At 37.7% G+C, this 22160-nt stretch carries 22 protein-coding genes; all 22 read right to left on the reverse strand.

All coding sequences use genetic code 11. The features are described 5' to 3' along the window. Nucleotides 1–534: 534 nt before the first annotated feature. On the reverse strand, nucleotides 535–1314 hold the full coding sequence (gene codY, locus KFZ56_RS11425) for a GTP-sensing pleiotropic transcriptional regulator CodY (RefSeq protein WP_222642052.1): 780 nt from the start codon (nucleotides 1312–1314) through the stop codon (nucleotides 535–537). A 32-nt stretch (nucleotides 1315–1346) separates the two neighbouring features. Then, the gene (hslU, locus tag KFZ56_RS11430) at nucleotides 1347–2741 is read right to left on the reverse strand and encodes an ATP-dependent protease ATPase subunit HslU (protein WP_222642053.1); all 1395 of its coding nucleotides are present in this window, start codon (nucleotides 2739–2741) and stop codon (nucleotides 1347–1349) included. Between the two features lie 19 nt (nucleotides 2742–2760). Then, nucleotides 2761–3306 (reverse strand): ATP-dependent protease subunit HslV, encoded by a 546-nt coding sequence (gene hslV, locus KFZ56_RS11435; protein WP_222642054.1) that lies wholly within the window; start codon nucleotides 3304–3306, stop codon nucleotides 2761–2763. Between the two features lie 20 nt (nucleotides 3307–3326). Beyond that, complete coding sequence (gene xerC / locus KFZ56_RS11440) at nucleotides 3327–4265, reverse strand: tyrosine recombinase XerC (protein WP_222642055.1); 939 nt, start codon at nucleotides 4263–4265, stop codon at nucleotides 3327–3329. A 314-nt stretch (nucleotides 4266–4579) separates the two neighbouring features. After that, a complete protein-coding gene (locus KFZ56_RS11445; protein WP_255585127.1) occupies nucleotides 4580–4894 on the reverse strand; it encodes a hypothetical protein in 315 nt (104 codons plus the stop codon). Between the two features lie 88 nt (nucleotides 4895–4982). After that, nucleotides 4983–7064 carry a type I DNA topoisomerase gene (gene topA, locus KFZ56_RS11450; protein ID WP_222642057.1) on the reverse strand — a complete coding sequence of 694 codons (2082 nt, stop codon included), beginning with the start codon at nucleotides 7062–7064 and terminating at the stop codon, nucleotides 4983–4985. A gap of 130 nt (nucleotides 7065–7194) precedes the next feature. Then, entirely contained in the window at nucleotides 7195–8091 is an 897-nt protein-coding gene (dprA, locus tag KFZ56_RS11455) for a DNA-processing protein DprA (RefSeq protein ID WP_222642058.1), read from the reverse strand. 89 nt (nucleotides 8092–8180) lie between these two features. Further along, nucleotides 8181–9083 (reverse strand): succinate--CoA ligase subunit alpha, encoded by a 903-nt coding sequence (sucD, locus tag KFZ56_RS11460; protein ID WP_222642059.1) that lies wholly within the window; start codon nucleotides 9081–9083, stop codon nucleotides 8181–8183. Between the two features lie 59 nt (nucleotides 9084–9142). Beyond that, nucleotides 9143–10303: an ADP-forming succinate--CoA ligase subunit beta gene (gene sucC, locus KFZ56_RS11465; protein ID WP_222642060.1), complete on the reverse strand. Its 1161-nt coding sequence runs from the start codon at nucleotides 10301–10303 to the stop codon at nucleotides 9143–9145. 196 nt (nucleotides 10304–10499) lie between these two features. Beyond that, nucleotides 10500–11273 carry a ribonuclease HII gene (gene rnhB / locus KFZ56_RS11470; protein ID WP_222642061.1) on the reverse strand — a complete coding sequence of 258 codons (774 nt, stop codon included), beginning with the start codon at nucleotides 11271–11273 and terminating at the stop codon, nucleotides 10500–10502. A 46-nt stretch (nucleotides 11274–11319) separates the two neighbouring features. Further along, a complete protein-coding gene (ylqF, locus tag KFZ56_RS11475) occupies nucleotides 11320–12165 on the reverse strand; it encodes a ribosome biogenesis GTPase YlqF (RefSeq protein WP_222643976.1) in 846 nt (281 codons plus the stop codon). Between the two features lie 7 nt (nucleotides 12166–12172). Next, nucleotides 12173–12724, reverse strand: coding sequence for a signal peptidase I (gene lepB, locus KFZ56_RS11480; protein ID WP_222642062.1), 552 nt, complete (start codon nucleotides 12722–12724; stop codon nucleotides 12173–12175). Nucleotides 12725–12920: 196 nt separating this feature from the next. Further along, the gene (gene rplS, locus KFZ56_RS11485; protein ID WP_222642063.1) at nucleotides 12921–13265 is read right to left on the reverse strand and encodes a 50S ribosomal protein L19; all 345 of its coding nucleotides are present in this window, start codon (nucleotides 13263–13265) and stop codon (nucleotides 12921–12923) included. Between the two features lie 143 nt (nucleotides 13266–13408). Further along, nucleotides 13409–14149 (reverse strand): tRNA (guanosine(37)-N1)-methyltransferase TrmD, encoded by a 741-nt coding sequence (gene trmD, locus KFZ56_RS11490; RefSeq protein WP_222642064.1) that lies wholly within the window; start codon nucleotides 14147–14149, stop codon nucleotides 13409–13411. Continuing rightward, nucleotides 14149–14664: a ribosome maturation factor RimM gene (rimM, locus tag KFZ56_RS11495; protein WP_222642065.1), complete on the reverse strand. Its 516-nt coding sequence runs from the start codon at nucleotides 14662–14664 to the stop codon at nucleotides 14149–14151. The genes trmD and rimM overlap by 1 nt, the downstream gene beginning before the upstream one ends. An 11-nt stretch (nucleotides 14665–14675) precedes the next feature. Continuing rightward, entirely contained in the window at nucleotides 14676–15065 is a 390-nt protein-coding gene (locus KFZ56_RS11500; RefSeq protein WP_222642066.1) for a YlqD family protein, read from the reverse strand. An 89-nt stretch (nucleotides 15066–15154) separates the two neighbouring features. Next, nucleotides 15155–15382: a KH domain-containing protein gene (locus KFZ56_RS11505; protein ID WP_222642067.1), complete on the reverse strand. Its 228-nt coding sequence runs from the start codon at nucleotides 15380–15382 to the stop codon at nucleotides 15155–15157. Nucleotides 15383–15396: 14 nt separating this feature from the next. Beyond that, nucleotides 15397–15669 (reverse strand): 30S ribosomal protein S16, encoded by a 273-nt coding sequence (gene rpsP, locus KFZ56_RS11510; protein WP_222642068.1) that lies wholly within the window; start codon nucleotides 15667–15669, stop codon nucleotides 15397–15399. Nucleotides 15670–15806: 137 nt separating this feature from the next. After that, complete coding sequence (ffh, locus tag KFZ56_RS11515) at nucleotides 15807–17153, reverse strand: signal recognition particle protein (protein WP_222642069.1); 1347 nt, start codon at nucleotides 17151–17153, stop codon at nucleotides 15807–15809. Between the two features lie 13 nt (nucleotides 17154–17166). Next, nucleotides 17167–17490 (reverse strand): putative DNA-binding protein, encoded by a 324-nt coding sequence (locus KFZ56_RS11520; protein WP_222642070.1) that lies wholly within the window; start codon nucleotides 17488–17490, stop codon nucleotides 17167–17169. Nucleotides 17491–17567: 77 nt separating this feature from the next. Beyond that, nucleotides 17568–18563 carry a signal recognition particle-docking protein FtsY gene (gene ftsY, locus KFZ56_RS11525; protein WP_222642071.1) on the reverse strand — a complete coding sequence of 332 codons (996 nt, stop codon included), beginning with the start codon at nucleotides 18561–18563 and terminating at the stop codon, nucleotides 17568–17570. Between the two features lie 19 nt (nucleotides 18564–18582). Further along, the gene (gene smc / locus KFZ56_RS11530) at nucleotides 18583–22149 is read right to left on the reverse strand and encodes a chromosome segregation protein SMC (protein WP_222642072.1); all 3567 of its coding nucleotides are present in this window, start codon (nucleotides 22147–22149) and stop codon (nucleotides 18583–18585) included. Nucleotides 22150–22160: the final 11 nt, after the last annotated feature.

The raw sequence follows: 22160 nt of genomic DNA on the forward strand, positions 1-22160 counted from the left end.
GATGTTTTTTCGACCGTCTAGGATATGTAAAATAATGATCAGTAAAAATAATATCTTTACATTAAACGACCTTTACTATTGTTTACCAAAATAAGAATCATTCATAAACGCATTTCTATGTTTTTGCATCTGCTCATTCATGATAGATAATGCCTGTATTCTTTAGTTTTTTTCTTCACTTAAAAATAACTTTTTATGTATTTGTGAAATGCTTAGCATAGTTAAATCAAACGCGTTAGCAAGCTCTACCAACGTTCATTTATAAAATAAACGAAGCATCATGAAAATAGAATACAAATCCCTTCTACTAATATAGTAAAACCATCATCTAAAGCAAAGCTGTTGGCTAAGCCCCCAAATCTTTTCGACAAACAGAACTATTTCCATGTCCTCCGCCTAAACGATAATGATGTGTGTAGCTTCTTTTGGATCAATTCTCTTGATAGCGAAACGAGTGTTTCAAAGATCTTTTCTTAATAGGATATAAAAGAAAAAAAGCTAGAGCACGCTAGCTTTTTTATCTACCTATTTCCATTATCTTGAACGTAATTTTTCCAGTTCCACAAGGAATTTACTATTTAGTACTTTTATAAATGTTCCTTTCATTCCTAGAGAACGCGATTCGATGACTCCTGCACTTTCAAGTTTTCTTAATGCATTTACAATCACAGATCTTGTAATACCTACTCTATCTGCAATTTTACTTGCTACGAGCAGACCTTCCATTCCGTTTAACTCTTCAAAGATATGGTCAATTGCCTCTAACTCACTGTATGACAATGAACTAATAGCCATTTGTACCACGGCTTTACTTCTTGCTTCTACTTCGATTTCTTCCGTTTTTTCTTGCAAAATCTCCATTCCTACAACAGTTGCTCCATACTCTGCGAGCAGTAAATCATCGTTATTAAAGCTATCTGTTAGTCTTCCTAAGATAAGCGTACCAAGTCGGTCTCCCCCACCAACAATAGGTACAATCGTTGTTAGACCATTTTGGAATAATTCTCGATTTTCAACAGGAAAAACCGTAAGCTGATTATCAATATCGATATTCGCAGTAGTTTCTCTAATGCTGAATAATCCTTCTGTATACTCTTCCGGAAATTGCTTTTCTTCCAGCATACTCTTCATACGTTCATTTTCAATCTCCTGATTAATAGCAAATCCGAGTAATTTACCTCTTCTGCTCAAAATAAATACATTTCCTTTAATAACATCTCTGAGCGTTGCAGACATATCATTGAAATTCACCGATTTTCCTGCAGATTTTTGTAACATAGCATTAATTTTTCTTGCGCGATCTAATAGTTCCATAATTATTATCCTCCATTCAATTCTTTTAAATTTTATAGTATAAACTGGCTCAAATCTTTATTTTTTACAATGGTACTTAATTTTTCATCGACATAAGCAGGCGTGATTTCCACTGTATCCATATTTATATCTGGTGCTTCATACGATAAGTCTTCCAGCAATTTCTCTAATATGGTATGCAGTCTTCTTGCCCCAATATTATCTGTGTCCTGATTCACTTCATATGCTACTTCTGCTAGTCTTGTAATAGCTTCGTCAGTAAAAATAACATTTATACCTTCTGTTTTTAATAAAGCTTGATATTGCTTTAATAAAGCATTTGATGGTTCATTTAAGATCCGTTTAAAATCTTCAACGGTTAATTTTTCTAATTCTACTCGTATTGGGAATCGGCCTTGCAGTTCTGGAATTAAATCAGATGGCTTTGCCATATGAAATGCTCCAGCAGCTATAAAAAGCATATGATCTGTTTGTACCGGGCCATGTTTCGTGACAACTGTAGAACCTTCTACGATAGGAAGGATATCTCTTTGGACACCTTCTCTTGAGACATTCGCTGAATTATCCTGTTTGACAGCAACTTTATCAATTTCATCAATAAACAAGATCCCGGATTGTTCTGCAAGCTGAATGGCTTCTTGCGCAACTTCTTCCATATCGACCAGCTTCCCGGCTTCCTGTTGGGTTAAAACGTTTCTTGCTTCGGATACAGGCAGCTTTCGACTCTTTTTCTTTTTTGGCATAAATTGACTAAATGCATCTTGCATATTCATACCCATCTGTTCCATTCCCGATCCTTGCAACATATCAAACATAGATGGTGGCGTTTCTTCTATTTCTACCGTAACCATATTATCTTCTAGTTCACCTAAAGCTAAATTATGCTCGATACGTTTTCGTTTATTTTTTATTTCTTCGTCCTTTTCACTTTCCTTACTTTCATCCTCATCATCTGACTGGCCGGAAAAGAGCATTTCTAATGGGTTTTTCATGTTATTTTGCTTTTTGGCTTGTGGAACTAACAGGTTAACTAGCTTTTTATTAGCTTCAACTTCAGCCTTACCCATCACTTCATTCATTTTCTCATTCTTAACCATTCGTATAGACATTTCCACAAGATCACGAACCATGGACTCAACATCGCGTCCAACGTATCCAACCTCTGTATATTTTGTCGCTTCTACTTTCACGAATGGAGCACCGACCAAGTTAGCTAATCTTCTTGCTATTTCGGTTTTCCCCACCCCTGTAGGACCAATCATTAAAATATTCTTAGGAACAATCTCATCCTTGATCGTTTCATCAAGTCGCACCCGTCGATAACGATTTCTAAGCGCCACGGCTACTGATTTTTTTGCTTGTTGCTGTCCTATTATATATTTATCTAATTGACCCACAATTTGCTTTGGAGTGTAATCTATTCCCATACTTTCAGAAAGCCTCCTTTTATTCAAGCACCTCTAAAGTAATATGATCATTCGTATATATACATATTTCGCCAGCAATTTCCAGTGCCCTGTGTGCTATTTCTTTGGCAGATAACTGAGTAGCATGTCTCGTCAAAGCTCTGCCTGCACTAAGTGCATAGTTCCCGCCGGAGCCAATAGCCAGCAATCCATCATCAGGTTCAATGACTTCCCCTGTTCCTGATACTAAAAACATTTTCTCTTTATCCATGACAATAAGCATTGCTTCTAATTTGCGTAAAACCTTGTCACTACGCCATTCTTTCGCTAATTCGACAGAAGCGCGGGAAAGATTTCCATCGAAAGCTTCCAACTTCTCTTCAAACTTTTCAAATAATGTAAAAGCGTCAGCAACAGATCCTGCAAACCCTGCTAAGACCTTTCCCTTGAATAAAGTTCGGACTTTCTTTGCTTTATGTTTCATAACAACAGCATTACCTAAAGTAACTTGACCATCTCCGCTCATTGCACATTGACCGTTGTGTCTTACCGCAAAAATAGTTGTGGCATGCATTTCATTCCCCACCATCATCACCTCTGTTTCCGTTATTGGTCATTAGCCCGAGGATGGCTGTTCATATAAACATCACGTAAATGATTTTTTGTTACATGTGTGTAAATTTGTGTAGAGGATAAATTTTCATGTCCTAGTAGTTCCTGCACAGTACGAAGATCAGCACCTTCATTAAGCATATGTGTAGCAAATGTGTGGCGCAATTTATGCGGGTGAACATGGATAGTTAAAGCAGCTCGATCAACCATTTTATTAAGTATTAGCCGCATTCCTCTTACAGTTAACGGTGATCCCCGAGCATTTAAAAAGACTGAATCGGATGTTGTTTTAGCTTTTTCCAATAACTTATTCCTACCTTCAGTTATATACGTTTCCAAGGCAATCTCAGCAAATCTGCCAAATGGAATGTAGCGTTCCCTCCTGCCTTTTCCTGTAACAAGCATTGTTCCAATTGAAAAATCAATATCGCTTAGCGTAAGTCCTTGGCATTCACTAATCCTGATGCCAGTCGCATAGAGCGTTTCGAGCAACGCTTGGTCACGTTGGCCGAGAGGGTCGGTTAAATCACTTACATCGAAAAGTTTTTCTAATTCTTCCATATATAGAAAGCCAGGTATTGGTTTATTGGTTTTTGGTAAAGTAATACGCATGAATGGATTAGTCGAAAGAGAATGCTCCCGTTCCAAAAAATTATAAAAACCTCTTAATGCGGAAACTTTTCGCGATACAGATCTTCTGCTTAATTGTTGATCATATAGTTTAGTCAAAAACAAACGTACAACACGTTGATCAACCTCGCTTAAATCATCTATACCTTCTCCTGCTAAGAAGTCAAAGAACATTTCCAGATCATTCAGATAATATTCCACAGTATATGGGGAGGCATTCTTCTCTACTTGTAAGTACTCTACAAACTCCTTACAATCCGTTGTAAAATGATGCAAATCCTCATCCCCTAAATCGTAGCGCATAAATCATATCATACTAATTTTTTTATTGCAATAAATTTAACATAATTGCAATAAAATTCTGAATCAGTCTCTACGTTAATGTTCCATATTTCACGAAATCAGTCATTCATCATTTTTAAACTTTTTACCATAACTGTTAAAATACTCGGCAAAATGTTTATCGACCACCTACTGTCAAGTAAACATCCTTACCAATGGTAAATTATATCTTTTTCAAATTAAATAGTCAACAAACATCAATTCAATTAATGAAAAGAAATAGGATTATGTGAAAAATGTGTGAATAAATGTCTACTATTGGTATAACCAAGTTTTTAATCAATTATTCCTAATTTTTTTATTTTTGATCTGGTCTCATCCGTCCCAAGAGCATATAATCGTTGATAAATACTTATTAAACGATCATCATATGTTTTCCTTTCATCATCTGCTCCCCACTCATCAAAAGGCTTTCCAATATATTTCGCAGCATTTTTTGCATTTTTATCTTTCATCCGAAATAATGCTTCTATTTCTTCTTTTTCATCATAGGTTGCAATAATTTCATACTCGATTTCATTATCAGGGATTGATACTTCCCGGATCTCTTCGGTGTCCACAGTTACGTAATAATTTTTCCTTTCTGGCAATTTGACAACCTCCTTATCCATACTATCCCCTTTTTCCACGAACATGAAACAATAAAATAAAGCTGCCCTCTACAAGAGCAGCCATAGGTCAACTTTGAATTTTTTCTTCTTTATACTCACAATTTGTGCATTGAATTTGTACTTCTTTCTTACTTTTCTTTTCAACCAGTAATGATTCGCATTTCGGACAAGGTCTGGCTATCGGTTTATCCCATGATACGAAATCGCAATCCGGAAAACGGTCACATCCATAGAAAGTTCTACGTTTCTTTGATTTTCTTTCTACTACATCTCCTTCTTTACATTTCGGACATGTAACGCCTATTTTCTTTAGAATCGGTTTCGTATTTCGGCATTCCGGAAAGTTAGAACACGCTAAAAACTTTCCATAGCGTCCCATCTTATAAACCATCTCATGCCCGCAATTTTCACAAGTTATACCAGCAGGCTCATCTCGGATTTCAATTTTTTCCATTTCTTCCTCTGCTATTTCCAAGCGCTTATGGAAATCTTGATAAAAATCGTCAATAACGTTTACCCACTCCGTTTTTCCTTCTTCAATAGAGTCTAAGTCACTTTCCATTTTTACAGTAAAATCAACATTGATGATTTCAGGAAAAAACTCTTCCACTAGTTCAAGGATAATCGTTCCTAGCTCTGTTGGTATAAATCGTTTATTGTCTATACTAACGTATCCCCTGCGCTGGATGGTATCCAATGTAGGAGCATAGGTAGAAGGACGTCCAATACCCAACTCTTCCATTGTTCGTACAAGTCTAGCTTCCGTAAATCTCGGTGGCGGCTGGGTAAAATGCTGATTTGGTGTAATCTCAGTCGCTTCCACTTCCATCCCTTCGGATAAATCGGGCAACGTTTTATTTTCATCTTTTTTGTTATCATCCGTACCTTCTACATATACTTTCATAAAACCTTTGAACTTAATTTTCGAACCGGTTGCACGAAATTCTACGCCATTATTTAATAGATGTACCGTCATTGTATCCATCACTGCCGGTGCCATCTGGCTAGCTAAGAATCGCTCCCAAATCAGTTTGTATAATCGATACTGATCTCTTGATAAAATAGGCTTTAATGATCTTGGATCACGTAGTGCAGATGTAGGGCGCACAGCTTCATGGGCGTCCTGCGCACCTTCCTTTTTCTTATCTTCCTTGTTATGTCCAAGGAATTCTTTGCCGTATTTTTCCTCAATATAGGCTTTTGCTTCCTGCTTGGCCGATTCAGAAATCCGTGTTGAATCTGTACGCATATACGTAACTAAACCAGTAATGCCACCGGATTTCTTCCCTAAATCGATACCTTCATATAATTGCTGTGCCACCATCATTGTTTTCTTCGCTCGGAAGTTTAGCTTTCTGGCTGCCTCTTGCTGTAGAGAAGATGTAATAAAGGGCTTAGCAGGATTTCGTTTACGCTCCCGCTTTTTAACTTTATCGACTGTAAACTTCTTTTCCTTTAATGTGTCTACAATTTTTTTTACATCCTCTTCTGATTTCAGTTCCTGCTTTTTACCATCAACGCCATAAAAGGCCCCTTCAAATGTTTCTTTATCTTTCTGGAACATGCCTTCAATGGACCAGTATTCTTGAGGCTGGAAATTCTCAATCTCTTTTTCTCTGTCAACAATCATTTTCAATGCTACAGATTGTACACGACCTGCGCTTAATCCCTTTTTTACTTTTTTCCATAATAGCGGACTAATGTTATACCCAACTAAGCGATCCAGAATACGTCTAGCTTGTTGAGCATCAACTAAATCCATATCAATCGTCCGTGGATTTTTAAAGGCATCCTTTATCGCGTCTTTCGTAATTTCATTAAAAACAACACGACACTTGGAATTTTCATCGACATCCAGAATATGTGCCAAATGCCAAGCAATAGCTTCTCCTTCTCTATCCGGGTCGGCAGCTAGGAAAACTTTCTTTGCTTTCTTTGCGGCTTTTCTTAGATCTTTTAATATATCACCTTTTCCGCGTATCGTAATATATTTTGGTTTATAATTATTCTCCGTATCAACAGCCATCTGGCTTTTTGGCAAGTCACGTAAATGACCCATAGATGCTTTTACTTTATATTTTTTTCCCAAATAACGTTCAATCGTTTTCGCTTTTGCCGGCGATTCTACGATTACTAGATAATCTGACATGGTATTTCCTCCCAAATGAGGTTACAATAAATAATTTAGAAATCTTTCCTAATACTAAATACATCGTATAAATTTGTCAAACAAACTGTGACAAAAGCTTTATAAATAAATTGTGAACACAGTCCGCTTTTTATACGTAAAATAAATTCCTCCCTATGCTTTTCCAATCCTCTAGTATATCGTCAGGATCCATGGTCAACTTGGCACCATCTTGAATCATCCGATGACAGCCTTTGGTTTGTGGAACCATCAGCGATCCCGGTGCTGCATATACTTCTCTACCTTGGTCAAGTGCTTGATCCACTGTTATCAATGTACCACTTTTTTCAGTTGCTTCAATAACTAATGTTCCAAAACTTAAACCGCTTATAATACGATTTCTCTCAGGAAAATGATGCTTCTTAGGAGGAATATCCGGGGGATACTCAGATAATACTAATCCTTTTTCCACTATTTGTTTAAACAGTGCTGTATTTTGTTTCGGATAAATATGTTCAAATCCACCACCCAGGACAGCGATGGTGTTCCCCTCATTTTTTAAAGCATGTATATGGGCGTAGCTATCAATTCCCTTTGCCATACCACTTACGATTAGCCAATTTTTATCCAGTAGAGGATTTGTTAGATATTTTATTTTTGTCATGGCTTCATTGGAAGGATCCCTTGTACCAATCACGCTTAAACTAGGCACATGGGATAATAGAGACCTGTTTCCTGCGCCATATAAAACAATTGGCGGATCTTTTATAGTTTTTAACACAGGCGGATAATCTTCGTCAACTATTGTAATGATACTGTATATTTCTCTATCATATTTTATTTGTTCTGTAAGGTAATTATTATGAAGGTCTTTATAAAATAATGCAGCGTTTTTTATTGGAAGTTTATATAGTTGACTGATCTGAGAGGAGGATAATAAATAGAGTTGATGTAACTTAGGGTCATGGAAAAGGATCTTTCGAATGATTCTTCTTGTAATACCCCGACATCGATGTAAATAAATTAATTTATCACGAATTGACTGCAATGAATCACGTCCTCATTTATAGTGCGTAGAACCTCAAGCCCCAAGAAGCTGTATTGCCTGCTCTGGGGTTGGGGTCCCACTGTTCTAGATTAATGTGTTTTACATTTTTCCTGCAAGTTATTTTCTTTTAAAACATTTATCATTGTTTCACCAATTACAGCAGGCGTTTCAGCGACTTTAATACCAGCCTCTGTCATAACACGATTCTTTTCCTCTGCTGTGCCCTTACCACCGGAAACAATCGCGCCAGCATGACCCATGCGCTTACCTGGAGGGGCAGTTGCTCCGCCGATAAATCCAACGACAGGTTTTGACATATTTGCTTTCACCCATTCAGAAGCTTCTTCCTCTGCTGTTCCACCTATTTCACCAATCATCACCACTGCTTCTGTCTCAGGGTCTTCATTGAATGCTGTTAGAACGTCAATGAAATCCGTTCCGTTTACAGGGTCTCCACCAATACCTACAGCTGTTGTTTGGCCATATCCCGCTTCTGACAATTGATGAACAGCTTCATACGTTAATGTACCAGAGCGTGATACAACTCCAATATGTCCTTTTTTATGGATATATCCTGGCATAATACCGATTTTGCTTTCATCTGCTGTAATGACTCCCGGACAATTCGGTCCTATTAAACGGGTTTTCTTACCTTCCATATAGCGCTTTACTTTAACCATATCCATCACAGGAATATGTTCTGTAATACAAATGGCAAGATCGAGTTCTGCGTCCACCGCTTCGAGAATTGCATCTGCGGCAAAAGGTGCAGGCACATAAATGACGGAAACATTTGCACCTGTTTGGTCAACTGCCTCCTGTAAGGTATTAAATACAGGAACACCTTCTACTTCTGTACCACCTTTTTTCGGTGTGACACCACCAACGATTTTAGTTCCATATTCAAGCATTTGCTTTGTGTGGAACCTGGCTGTACCACCAGTGATTCCCTGGACAATTACTTTCGTATCTTTATTGACATATACACTCATTTTCGTCCGTCCTTTCTACAATGATAATCCCTTGTTATCTAATACCAATAGCATGAAAATTAGTTCACCATGGAAACAATTTTCTCTGCGCCATTTGCCATTGAACTAGCTGATGTAATATTTAATCCGGATTCATCCAGAATTTTTTTACCTTCATCTACATTCGTACCTTCCAGACGTACAACCAATGGAATTTCTAATCCTACTTCTTTTGTCGCTTCTACAACCCCTTCAGCGATAACATCACACTTCATAATTCCACCAAAGATGTTAACAAAGATACCCTTTACATTAGAATCGGACAAAATGATCTTAAATGCTGCGGTTACTTTCTCAGCTGTTGCACCGCCTCCAACATCAAGGAAGTTCGCCGGATCACCGCCATGATACTTAATAATATCCATTGTAGACATCGCTAATCCAGCACCATTAACCATACAACCAATATTTCCATCAAGGGAAATATAACTTAGATCGTATTTTGATGCTTCGATTTCTTTTTCATCTTCTTCATCTAAATCACGTAATTCCTGAACATCTTTTTGACGAAATAATGCATTGTCATCAAAATTTAATTTCGCATCCAATGCCAATACCTCACCATCACCAGTTGTAACTAATGGATTAATTTCTGCTGTTGAGCAATCTTTTTCAATAAACACGTTATAAAGACTGATCATGAATTTTACTGCTTTTCCTATTAATTCATCAGGAATATTGATATGAAATGCTAGTCTACGAGCTTGATAAGGAGATAAACCGATAACCGGATCGATTACTTCTTGAAAAATCTTCTCCGGCGTGTCTTTAGCTACTTCTTCTATTTCCGTACCACCTTCTTCAGACGCCATCATGACGACACGTGAAGTTGTACGATCGAGAACAACACCTATATAATATTCGTTTTTAATATCGCTACCCTCTTCAATTAGTAAGCGTTTAACTTCTTTGCCTTCAGGACCTGTTTGATGTGTAACTAATGTTTTACCAAGGATTTCGTTCGCGTATGTACGCACTTCTTCTTTATTTTTTGCAATCTTCACACCACCGGCTTTTCCCCGGCCCCCAGCGTGGATCTGTGCTTTAACTACGGTAACAGCACTTCCCAATTTTTCCGCAGCTTCAACGGCTTCATCTGCTGTATATGCTACATGTCCATCGGGAACTTTTACACCAAATTCACGTAAAAGGTCTTTGCCTTGATATTCATGAATATTCATTCTTCATCCTCCCATCAAATTCACTGCATTCCCATTGTATTAAAAAACTACAAATTTCACAAGAATAAGCGAATTTTTGCATTGTTAATATACACTTTATTTTCTTCTTTCAATGCTTTTATCAACCATTTTAATTATGTTAACACAACACGTTCCAACTACTGATTGACACTCCTATAACCCCATCTCTCTCGCACTAGCGATAAGTTGCGTGTTGTACTGGTGAAAATGATTTTCTATGATAAGGCGTCACGCCGCTTGTCATTAAGTTATCAAGGTGATGTTTTGTGCCATATCCCATATTTGATTCAAACCCATATGCAGGATATTCCTGATGTATTTTCTTCATAATCCGATCACGGCTAACCTTTGCTAAAATGCTTGCTGCCGCAATAGAGACACTTTTTCCATCCCCCTTTGTAATAGCTTCAGAGGTGCATGGAAGTCCCTTTAAATTCACCGCGTCAATTAATATGTGATTTGGTTTAGGGTTTAATTGATTTATTGCCTCATGCATGGCTAGTTTGGTTGCTTCAAATATATTGATTTCATCTATTTTTTTACTGTCTATAACAGAAACACCATAGCTAATAGCATGTTCTTTAATAACATGGAAAAAGTAATTTCTAGTCTGCTCACTTAACTTTTTCGAGTCATTTAAGCCAAGTAATTTAAAATCTCTTGGTAAAATAACAGCCGCTGCAACGACCGGACCTGCAAGCGGGCCTCTGCCAGCCTCATCAATACCCGCTATATATTCATATCCGTTCGCATAGGCACGTTGTTCAAATATGGACATTTCCATAAACTTTTTCTCTGCTATTTCTTCTTTCCGTTTCTTTTTTTCATAGGTTTTGATTAATTGCTGTACACCTTTTCGATCATCTGTTTTTAATTGGGTAATACAATCCTCATGTAATGCTCCCGAATCAAATAATTTCTTTAAAACGGCAATTGATCTATTCTCCATCATCACACCTCTCTCTATCGGCTTATCCATCTTACAGGGAAAAATGTTACGGAGAAGGTTCCAATGTAATGGAACCTAATCTCCCCGTACGAAGGTCTCCCAATACAATGTTAGAAACTTTTTCAAAATTCACCTCTCCACCACTTTCAAGTGCACCGCGTTGCTTCCCAATAGCGACAAAGATCTCCCACATATCTTCCATGTCACGATTAATAGCATAGCGTTCTTCTATTAAATCAGGATAATTTTCCTGCATATATTGAATAACAAATGCTGTAATATCTTGAAGTGACAGAAGCTTATCCTTTATCGTACCTATGGCGGCTAATTGGTACCCCACCATTTCATCTTCAAATTTAGGCCATAGAATTCCTGGTGTATCAAGCAATTCAAAATCTTTCTTTACTTTAATCCAAAATTGTTGTTTGGTAACGCCTGGTGTATCAGCTGTTTTCGCAATCCTTTTATTTGCAAGCCGATTAATCAATGTTGATTTGCCAACATTTGGAATGCCGATAATCATTGCTCGTGCAGGTCCTGGCTGAACTCCTTTTTTCCTCAAGTTTTCCATTTTTTCTTGGGTCAATTTTTTTGCTACTTGAGTGATACGATTTATATCTGCTTGATCATTTGCATTTATGGCAAGAGCTTGAATGTCATTCCTTTCAAAATAGTTAATCCATTTTTCTGTTTCTCGGTTATCTGCTAAATCTTTCTTCATTAACAGGACCATTTTTGGTTTATGTTGTAATATTTGTTGAAGCATTGGATTTTGTGATGCCAATGGAACTCTTGCATCAACCAACTCAACGACAAAGTCTACAAGCTTTACCTTTTCTTCTACTTCCCGTCTTGCCTTGGCCATATGCCCCGGGAACCACTGTATTGTCATATTCATCCTACTCTCCTACAATTTGCATTCGATCCACTGGCCAATAGATTAAATTTGTCTTTCCAACAATTTCATCCATGGAAACAACGCCTAGCATACGACTATCCGTTGAGTTCTTTCGATTGTCTCCTAAAACAAGCACATATCCTTCAGGTATACGCTCATAGCTACCTGGTAGGTTTTCTAGTACAAAATCGTTTGTATGCTGTTGATATATACCAGTTTGTTTTGTTATAAATGGCTCTTCCACCGCTTCACCATTAATGTACAGGACATTATTTTCATATGCAACATGCTCCCCGGGTAAGCCAATAACCCGTTTTATAAAATCCCTTTGTGTGGAAGCATGAAAAACAACAATATCAAATCGCTCTGGTTCTCTGATTTGATAAATAAATTTATTCACAATCATTTGATCCTTATCCTGCAATGTTGGTAGCATGGATGGACCATCAACAACAATCGGTGCAAAAAAGAACATTCGAATGATAAAAGCTAATGCAAAAGCAACAAGCAATGCTTTTAACCAATCGATCCATTCACTTTTTGATTTCGCCATGAACTCCCCTCCGACAACATCGCTATGTACGTATAGTATTATTTTAAACTTTATTTATTATAACATTCTTTTTGTAAGTATTAAGGAATTGAATAAAAAAAGGAGCTTGCACGTATTACCAAGCTCCTTTTAAAAATGACACTTATCCAGTTTTGAAAATGTATAAGTATACGAAAAAAGATACATTCCATTTTCATTATCTGCGTTCTTTAATACGTGCTGCTTTTCCGCGTAAATTACGAAGATAGTATAGCTTCGCACGACGTACAATACCACGACGGGAAACTTCGATTTTATCAATTCGTGGAGAATGTAATGGGAATGTACGTTCAACACCTACACCGTAAGAGATTTTTCTTACTGTAAATGTTTCACTGATTCCACCATTTTGGCGTTTAATTACAACACCTTCAAACACCTGAATACGCTCACGACTTCCTTCAACAACTTTCACGTGAACTTTTAACGTATCACCTGGGCGGAAATCAGGATGGTCGGTACGTAACTGATCCTTTGTGATGTCTGCAATAAGTTTTTGCATCCTGCTTCACTCCTTCCAAACCAATGCTCTTGTCTCACTAAGGAGCAGCGGAACATCGTTTATACGGCTTAAAGTATTCCTTTAAGCACAACAATTAATATACCATAAGACATAAGAGAGTTCAACTATATTTGTAAACGAATCTACAATTTTTCATCATCTTTAATACGCGTTATTAATTTTTTCTCTGTTTCTGATAATGTATGATTATCTAGTAGATCCCTTCGTCGCATGTAAGTTCTTTTAAGTGACTCACGCTTTCGCCACGTGGCAATATTTGCGTGATTGCCAGATAATAACACTTCCGGGGCAGTCATCCCTCGAAAATTAGCAGGTCTTGTGTAATGTGGGTGCTCTAATAATCCTGTTGAAAAGGAATCTCTTGATGCTGATTCTGTATTTCCGAGAACATCCGGCAATAATCGAACAATACTATCGAGAACTACCATCGCACCAAGCTCACCACCTGTTAAAACATAATCACCGATTGATATTTCATCTGTAACAAGATATTCCCTAATTCGCTCATCATAGCCTTCATAGTGCCCGCAAATAAATACAAGATGCTCAACATGGGCTAATTCTTCCGCTTTTTGTTGGGTATACCGCTCACCTTGTGGACTCATGAGAATAATCCGAGGTGATGTCTCTTTTTCATTTGTTACAGCGTCTACCGCATCAAAAATAGGTTGCGGTGTTAAGACCATACCTGCTCCACCACCATATGGATAATCATCCACTTTCCGATGCTTGTTCTCGCTGTAGTCTCGGAAATTAACCAGATTATAGCTGAACTTACCTTTATCTCGGGCCTTTTTAAGCATAGAGGAATCGAGAACACCTGTCATCATTTCCGGAAATAAAGTTAATATGTCAATATGCATTAATCCAGCAACCCTTCCATTGGTTCAATAACAACGTTTTGTGCTTTTACATCAATTTCTATCACGACGTCACTTATATAGGGGATTAATATATCTTTACCTCCAGGTTGTTTTACCACCCATACATCATTGGCACCAGGTGATAAAATTTCTTTAATTTCTCCTAAAACGCCCCCATCAACTGTATATACATCACAACCGATTATTTCGTGATAATAAAATTCATTCTCACCCAATTCGGTAAGTTGACCTTCTGTAATTTTTAACTGTGTCCCCTTTAAATGTTCTACCTCATTAATGGTGCCAAATCCTTTAAAAAAGATTAGATCATATCCCTTGTGTATACGATGCGCAGTAATAACTAATTCCACTTGTTTTCCATCTTCCTTAACCGCATATACTGTTTCCCCGACAGCAAACCGTTCTTCAAAATCAGTGATACGCATTACTTTAACTTCCCCATGGATTCCATGTGTATTGATGATTTTTCCAATCGTGAACATTTTCTCGGTCATTTAATCACCTACTAATTATCAACTTGAATTACGACATCGTCTTTAATAACAATCGCTCTTTCTCCCATGATTTCATCCCAATTCGAACCAACACCCACTTCAACAAGAGCCTCAACCTCTTTTTCAATAATTTCACTGCCCAATTCCAGCATATTTAACTGTTCGATTTTAAAATCAGCTAATTTAATTTTTTCTTTTCTATTATTGATTTCCTGCTGAAAACGATGAGCGATATCTTGTTTAGAGACACCTGCTTTATTTTCCAGCTTTCGTTGTTCAAAGCGCAATTGTTGACACTCTTGTTCAAGTCGCATTTTAGATTCATGGAAATTTCGCTGTAGTTTTTCTTTGCTTTTTTCTGTGACAATTTGTTTGATTAGGACATTCTTGATTATCTTCATTATTATTCCCCTCCCTCTCACAAATGTCTTCAATCTTATATGCCTTATCGTTTATGTATAAAAGGGAAAGAGGCAGGCACCTCTTCCCCTTACATAATATCCAAATAAATTCGCTTTTCTGCATCCGTTTTTGCCGCATATACGACTGTGCGTATTGCTTTTGCAATACGGCCATTTTTACCAATCACCTTACCAACATCGTCAGCATTCACAGTAAGATGATAAACGATCTTCGTATCTTCTTCTGTTTCAGTCACGACGATGTCCTGCGGGTGATCAACTAAAGATGTAACAATGGTTTCAATCAGGGCTTTCATGATATCACACTACTTTACGAATGATTTTTTCGATCGTGAAATTTCTTCATGATGCCTTCTTTTGAGAAAAGATTTCGAACGGTGTCACTTGGTTTTGCACCATTTGCCATCCAATTAAGAGCCTTTTCTTCATCTATTTTAACTTCAATTGGATTAACTACAGGGTTATATGTTCCAATTTGTTCAATAGAACGTCCATCACGAGGAGAACGTGAATCAGCTACAATAATACGATAAAATGGATTCCGCTTGGATCCCATACGTTTCATACGAATTTTAACAGCCATCTCTTACACCTCCAATAAAAGTATTACACAATTTTAGATTCTAACAGAAAATAGATAACCTGTAAAGGCTTTTTCCATTACATGCTATAGTGGCACAACCCAATCGTTTCTAACCGGGCGCCTTGGGCCTTTGTTCATTACATGAATGGAAGGTTCATTCCCTTGCCTTTTTTCCCTTTTTTCTGCGTGTTCGTCATTTGTTTCATCATTTTCTTCATTTCTTCAAATTGCTTTAACAAACGGTTCACCTGCGAAACGGAAGTACCTGAACCTTTAGCAATACGCTTTTTACGGCTCGCATTCATAATGCTTGGCTCTTGTCGTTCCTCCTTCGTCATAGATTGAATGATGGCCTCGACATGTACGAGCTGCTTTTCATCCAATTGCGCGTTTTTTAACCCTTTCATTTTACCGGCTCCTGGGATCATTGCCATTAAATCATCTAGCGGCCCCATGTTTTTTACTTGTCCCATCTGCTCTAAGAAATCATCAAAGGTGAACGACATGTTTCGCATTTTGCCTTCCAATTCTTTTGCCTGTTTTTGATCAACGTTTGTCTCCGCTTTCTCGATCAGAGACAAAACATCACCCATTCCGAGAATTCTAGACGCCATACGATCTGGATGAAATACTTCCAACTCGTCTAATTTTTCGCCCATACCAGCGAATTTGATCGGCTTATCCGTAACAGCTTTAATGGATAAAGCTGCACCACCACGGGTGTCACCATCAAGCTTTGTTAATACAACGCCGGAAATATCCAGCTGGTCGTTGAAACTCTCTGCCACATTTATGGCATCCTGTCCTGTCATTGAATCAACAACGAGTAAAATTTCATCCGGTTTCACATTAGTTTTAATTTGCTGCAATTCGTCCATTAGTTCATTATCAACATGCAGACGTCCTGCTGTATCAATAATTACATAATCATTATGTTCCGCTTTTGCCTGTTCAATTGCCTGGTTTGCGATATCAACCGGTTTAGCATCCGTTCCGCGTGAAAAAACAGGCATATTCATTTGTTCCCCAAGTGTTTCTAACTGGTCGATAGCTGCCGGACGATATATATCTGCTGCAACAAGTAACGGCGAGCGATTATGTTTTTTTCGCAAATGATTAGCCAATTTGCCTGTTGTTGTTGTTTTACCCGCTCCCTGAAGTCCAACCATCATAATGACGGTAGGGGAGCGATCAGCAACAGCAATTTTACTTTGTTCTCCACCCATCAATGCGGTTAATTCTTCTCTTACCACTTTGATGACTTGTTGGCCTGGTGTGAGACTTTCCATTACCTCTTGTCCAACAGCGCGTTCTTTAATACGGTTAATTAAATCCTTCACGACTTTAAAATTAACATCGGCTTCAAGTAAAGCAAGGCGAACTTCACGTGTCATCTCTTTAACGTCCTGTTCACTAACCTTCCCTTTGCCCGTTATTTTTTTAATTGTACCTTGCAGGCGATCAGCTAGTCCTTCAAATGCCATAGAAGGTGTCCCCCTAATCTAATTCTTTTAATTGATTTAACATATGCAACAAGTCACGCTCGTTATCAGGGACTGTCTCCTCCATTTTCTCAATAAGGGCAGCCCGTTGCATGAATTTCTCGTATAAATGCAATTTCTTTTCATAGGATTCAAGCATTGTTTCTGTTCGTTTAATATTATCATACACCGCTTGTCGTGAAACTAAAGACAAATCGGAAATTTCACCCAGCGAATAATCCTCTCGAAAGTACATTTCCATATAATCACACTGTTTAGGTGTCAGCAATGCTTGATAAAAATCAAATAAATAATTAATGCGCGTTGTTTTCTCCAGCAATCCACACACCCCTTGTTAAGTGAAATTCCTTTACAATACATCATAACGGGAAAACAGCCCCATTGTCAAGAAAGATTCTAATCTGATTCTTCTAAGACATCAGCAAATAACCCATATACAAAGGCATGTGCATTAAATTCTTGTAAATCCTCTACTTGCTCACCAAGGCCGACATATTTTACCGGTATTTTCAATTCATTACGAATTGCCAGTACAATTCCTCCTTTAGCAGTTCCATCCAATTTGGTCAACATGATCCCAGAGACATCTGTAGCATCAGAAAACGTTTTTGCCTGACTTAAGGCGTTTTGCCCTGTTGTTGCGTCAAGGACAAGTAACACTTCATGTGGTGCGCCTGGGATTTCTCGCTCAATAACGCGTTTCACTTTAGAAAGCTCATTCATTAAATTGACTTTGTTCTGTAATCTACCTGCTGTATCACAGATAAGTACATCTGCATCGCGCGATTTAGCCGCCTTTATTCCGTCAAATATCACTGCTGCAGGATCACTGCCCGCATTTTGTTTAATAACGTCAACATCAGCACGTTCGCCCCACACTTCCAATTGTTCAATGGCACCTGCCCGGAATGTATCGCCCGCAGCCAACACGACCTTCTTTCCTTCCTGCTTTAATTGATGTGCCAATTTCCCAATAGACGTTGTTTTTCCTACTCCATTAACACCAACAACCAATATGACCGATAGCGCGTTTCCTTGCATATTTAATTTCTCTATTTGTTCATCATCATCACCATAATAGATATCAACCAGTTTTTCAGAGATGACATCCTTTACCTCTTTCGTATCCTTTATGTTTTGGCGTTTTACTTCCATTTTTAATTCCTCAACCAAATCCATCACAGTTGTAACACCTACATCAGCAGATATCAGCACTTCCTCCAGCTCTTCAAAAAAATCCTCGTCAACTTTACGATAACGTGCAATCAAATCATTAATTTTTCCTGAAAATGAATTCCGACTTTTTTTCATACCTTCTTTATATTTTTCGGAGACTTTTTCCGCCTCCTCATTCTGTTGAAATTTATTTTTTATTTTTTGCATGAAACTCATATAAATAAAAACTCCCTTCTTAGGATTGGATCAACTCTTTTGTTTCTTCCAAACGAACAGACACCAATCGGGATACACCCGCTTCCTGCATGGTAACACCATATAGAACATCCGCTTCTTCCATGGTTCCTTTTCGATGGGTTATTACAATAAATTGGGTTTTTTCACTATGCATGCTAACATATTGCGCAAATCGACTAATATTTGCTTCATCAAGCGCTGATTCCACTTCGTCCAATACACAGAAGGGAACGGGACGAACACGTAATATAGAAAATAATAAAGCAATCGCTGTTAAAGCACGCTCGCCACCAGAAAGTAATCCGAGATGCTGCAATTTTTTCCCAGGTGGCTGTGCCACAATATCGACACCCGTATCCAAAAGATTCTTAGGATCTGTTAATTTTAAATCAGCGCGTCCCCCGCCGAATAATTGTTTAAATACAGTCTGAAATTCTTCTTTGATTTGAGTGAAGGTTAGATCAAATCGTTTTTGCATCTCATCATCCATTTCAGCAATAACCGCATATAGTGTTTCTTTTGCTTGAATAAGATCGTTTCTTTGTTCGTTTAAAAAGGTATAACGTTCCAAAACACGTTCATATTCCTCAATAGCCCCTAAATTAATGGGACCCAATTGATCGATGCTTTGTTTCAAACGTTTAACAATAGATCTTATTTCTTCCGGATTATCCGTTTTATCATATGTTTGTTTTGCTTTTTCATAAGTTATGGTGTATTCGGTTTGCAAATGAGACAAATGATTTTCGAGCTCAACATCAAGCCGATTGGCGTTGACTTCTTTTTGTTGAATGGCCTGAATGTAGTCTTGATGTTTTCTATGTTCTTCCTTTAATTCTCTTTCTTGATTCTGCATAAATTGCGTACGTTCCAATCGTTCCGAACGTTTCTCCTGAATAGCATTCGTTGCCTTTGTTTTCTCCTCCTTTTTGGACAGAATCGTATGTTCAATCTCCTCTTCTGTTTCTTCCATTTCACTAACCTCTATAAGCTGATTTAAGTCAGATGTATAATTCTTATGTTTCGTCTCTAACTCTGTTAATTGCTTTTGAAGTGTATTTGTTTTCTCACTTTGATTTTTCACACGCTCTTCCTGCTCAGCCAGTGTAACTTGCCTGCGATGTAAATCGTTTTGCAACTGTTCCTGGTTTTCTTTCCATGTTGCTTCTTGATTGGTTAACCTGTCAATTTCTTCTTTGATCTTAAGTAACTTCTGATTTACCTCCTTTAAATCTTGATCCAATTGTTTATTTCGAGAGTTCATTTCTTCTATATCTTGATCATATTGCTGATTTTCTTGATCATATAGTTCGAGATTATCATTCAGTGAAGCTTGTTTCATTTCGAGTTCTTTATATTCGGTTCGAAATTCCTCCAACCTACTCTGTACGGAAATAATTGCTTGTTCTTCCGTCTCCAAACGTTTCTCTTTTTCAGCTATTTGCTGCTTTTTCTCATCCACCCTCGTTTCAAATGTTGCAGCCTTTTTCCTAAATGCATTAAGCTTTTCTGTTATTTCCTGTAAATCCTTTTCTCTTGTAAACAAAGATTGATTTGTCTTCTTTTGTGCACCGCCGGACATCGCCCCACCTGGGTTTACTACATCCCCTTCAAGGGTCACGATGCGATATCGCCTCATGGTAATTGTTGCAATTTCATTTGCGTCCTTCAACGTGCCTGCTATCACAACATGTCCCATTAAATGTTTAACAGCTATCTGATAATTGGCCTCTGTTTGCACTAAATCTGCAGCAACACCAATAAAGCCTTGATGACTTTTTATTTTATTTAACATATCGCTGGTTATAAAACGTTCTTTAATTGATCCCAAAGGTAAAAACGTTGCCCTACCATTATTTGTTTTCTTTAAGCGTGAAATCGCAGCCCGTGCCGCAGTATCATCATTAACAATGATATGCTGGGCCTGACCTCCTAAAACCGTTTCAATAGCAGTAATATATTCTTTAGGGACATCCATAAGTTCAATTACTGCACCATGAATATGTGATAAGGTTCCTTCCTCTCGTGCCTTTAACACTGCCTTTACCCCTTGGAAAAAACCTTGGTAGTCCTCTTTCATTTCTTCCAACATTTCTTTTTTTGATCTTAGTTTTTCAATATGCTGATAGCCTTGATATAATTTCGTCTGGGATTCTTGAAAAGATGCTCGTTCCTGTTCCAGATCTTTTTTCAACTGCATAATAATTGTATTTTTTTCATTATAATGCTTTTCTTGTGCAGTAAAATCAGCTTTCATTTGATTTACGTTCTCATTTAATTCTCTCCTTGATATAATAAGATCCTGGAATTTCGCCTCTTGATTATTCTTTTTATTGGTAAGTTGCTGCAACTGCTGCTGAATGGATTGTTTCTCGTTTCGCTTTGCTGCCTGGCTATTTAGGTATTCGATATATTCGGATCTCATTTCTTCTATTTTTTCGGTGATATTTTCATTGCTTATGTTAAGCTTCTCTTTTAACTGATCTATATCCTGTTTCGTTTCTTGTTTCATCGCTCGCAGATCGTATAGCTGTTGCTTTTCCTTGGATAACTCTTCCTTTTGTTCAGCTATTTGAGTCACCATTTCATGCTTTTGTTCCTCAAGCTTTTGTTTGTTTTCTGCAAAATGCTTGGTTCGTTCATGAAGCAGTTGTTTTTTTCCTTCAAATTGTTCAAGTTCCTGTGTTGTGGTTAATAAATCTGCCTGTAATTCTTCAATGGCATCATCTATTTTTTGTATTTCCTGACGTTCTTTTTCCAATTCCGCTTCTTTTTGTTGTATGTATGTTTTCAGCTCTATTTCATTCGCTTTTTCCTTCTCCAGTTCTTTCAACATATGTTGCCATCGCTCATGGAGCTCTTCGATTTCAGTTATAAGAAGTGTTATTTCATTGTGCTTCAATTTTTCTATCAGGTCGTTATATTTTTTTGCCGTTTCTGCTTGTTGTTCCAATGGGTCGATTTGCTGCTGAATTTCATGGATGATATCCTCCACTCGATTTAAGTTTTCCTGTGTTTCCTCCAGCTTATTTTCCGATTTCTTTTTTCGTTCTTTATACTTTAAAACACCCGCTGCCTCTTCAAAAATCGTGCGTCTTTCTTCTGCTTTTGAACTTAGAATTTCTTCGACTTTACCCTGGCTGATAATGGAAAAAGCTTCACGGCCAAGTCCGGAATCCATAAATAAGTCTATAATATCCTTTAATCTGCAGAGTTGTTTATTTATATAAAATTCACTTTCTCCAGAACGATAAACACGCCTTGTTACACTCACTTCTTCATAATCCAGTGCTAGGGTCTGATCCTGATTATCCAACACTAAGGTAACCTCTGCTACATTTAACGGCTTTCTGGTATCACTGCCCTGGAATATAATATCTTCCATTTTTGCACCACGTAATGATTTTACGGACTGTTCTCCAAGTACCCAACGAATAGCATCCGTTATATTACTTTTCCCACTACCATTTGGGCCCACAACAGCTGTCACGCCTGGAACAAATTCCACATTAATTCGCTTGGCAAATGATTTGAAACCCACACTTTCCAGCCGTTTTAAATACATATACATTCTCC

It is taken from the genome of Virgibacillus sp. NKC19-3 (assembly GCF_019837165.1).
In the GTDB taxonomy this organism is placed as follows: domain Bacteria; phylum Bacillota; class Bacilli; order Bacillales; family Amphibacillaceae; genus Virgibacillus_L; species Virgibacillus_L saliphilus.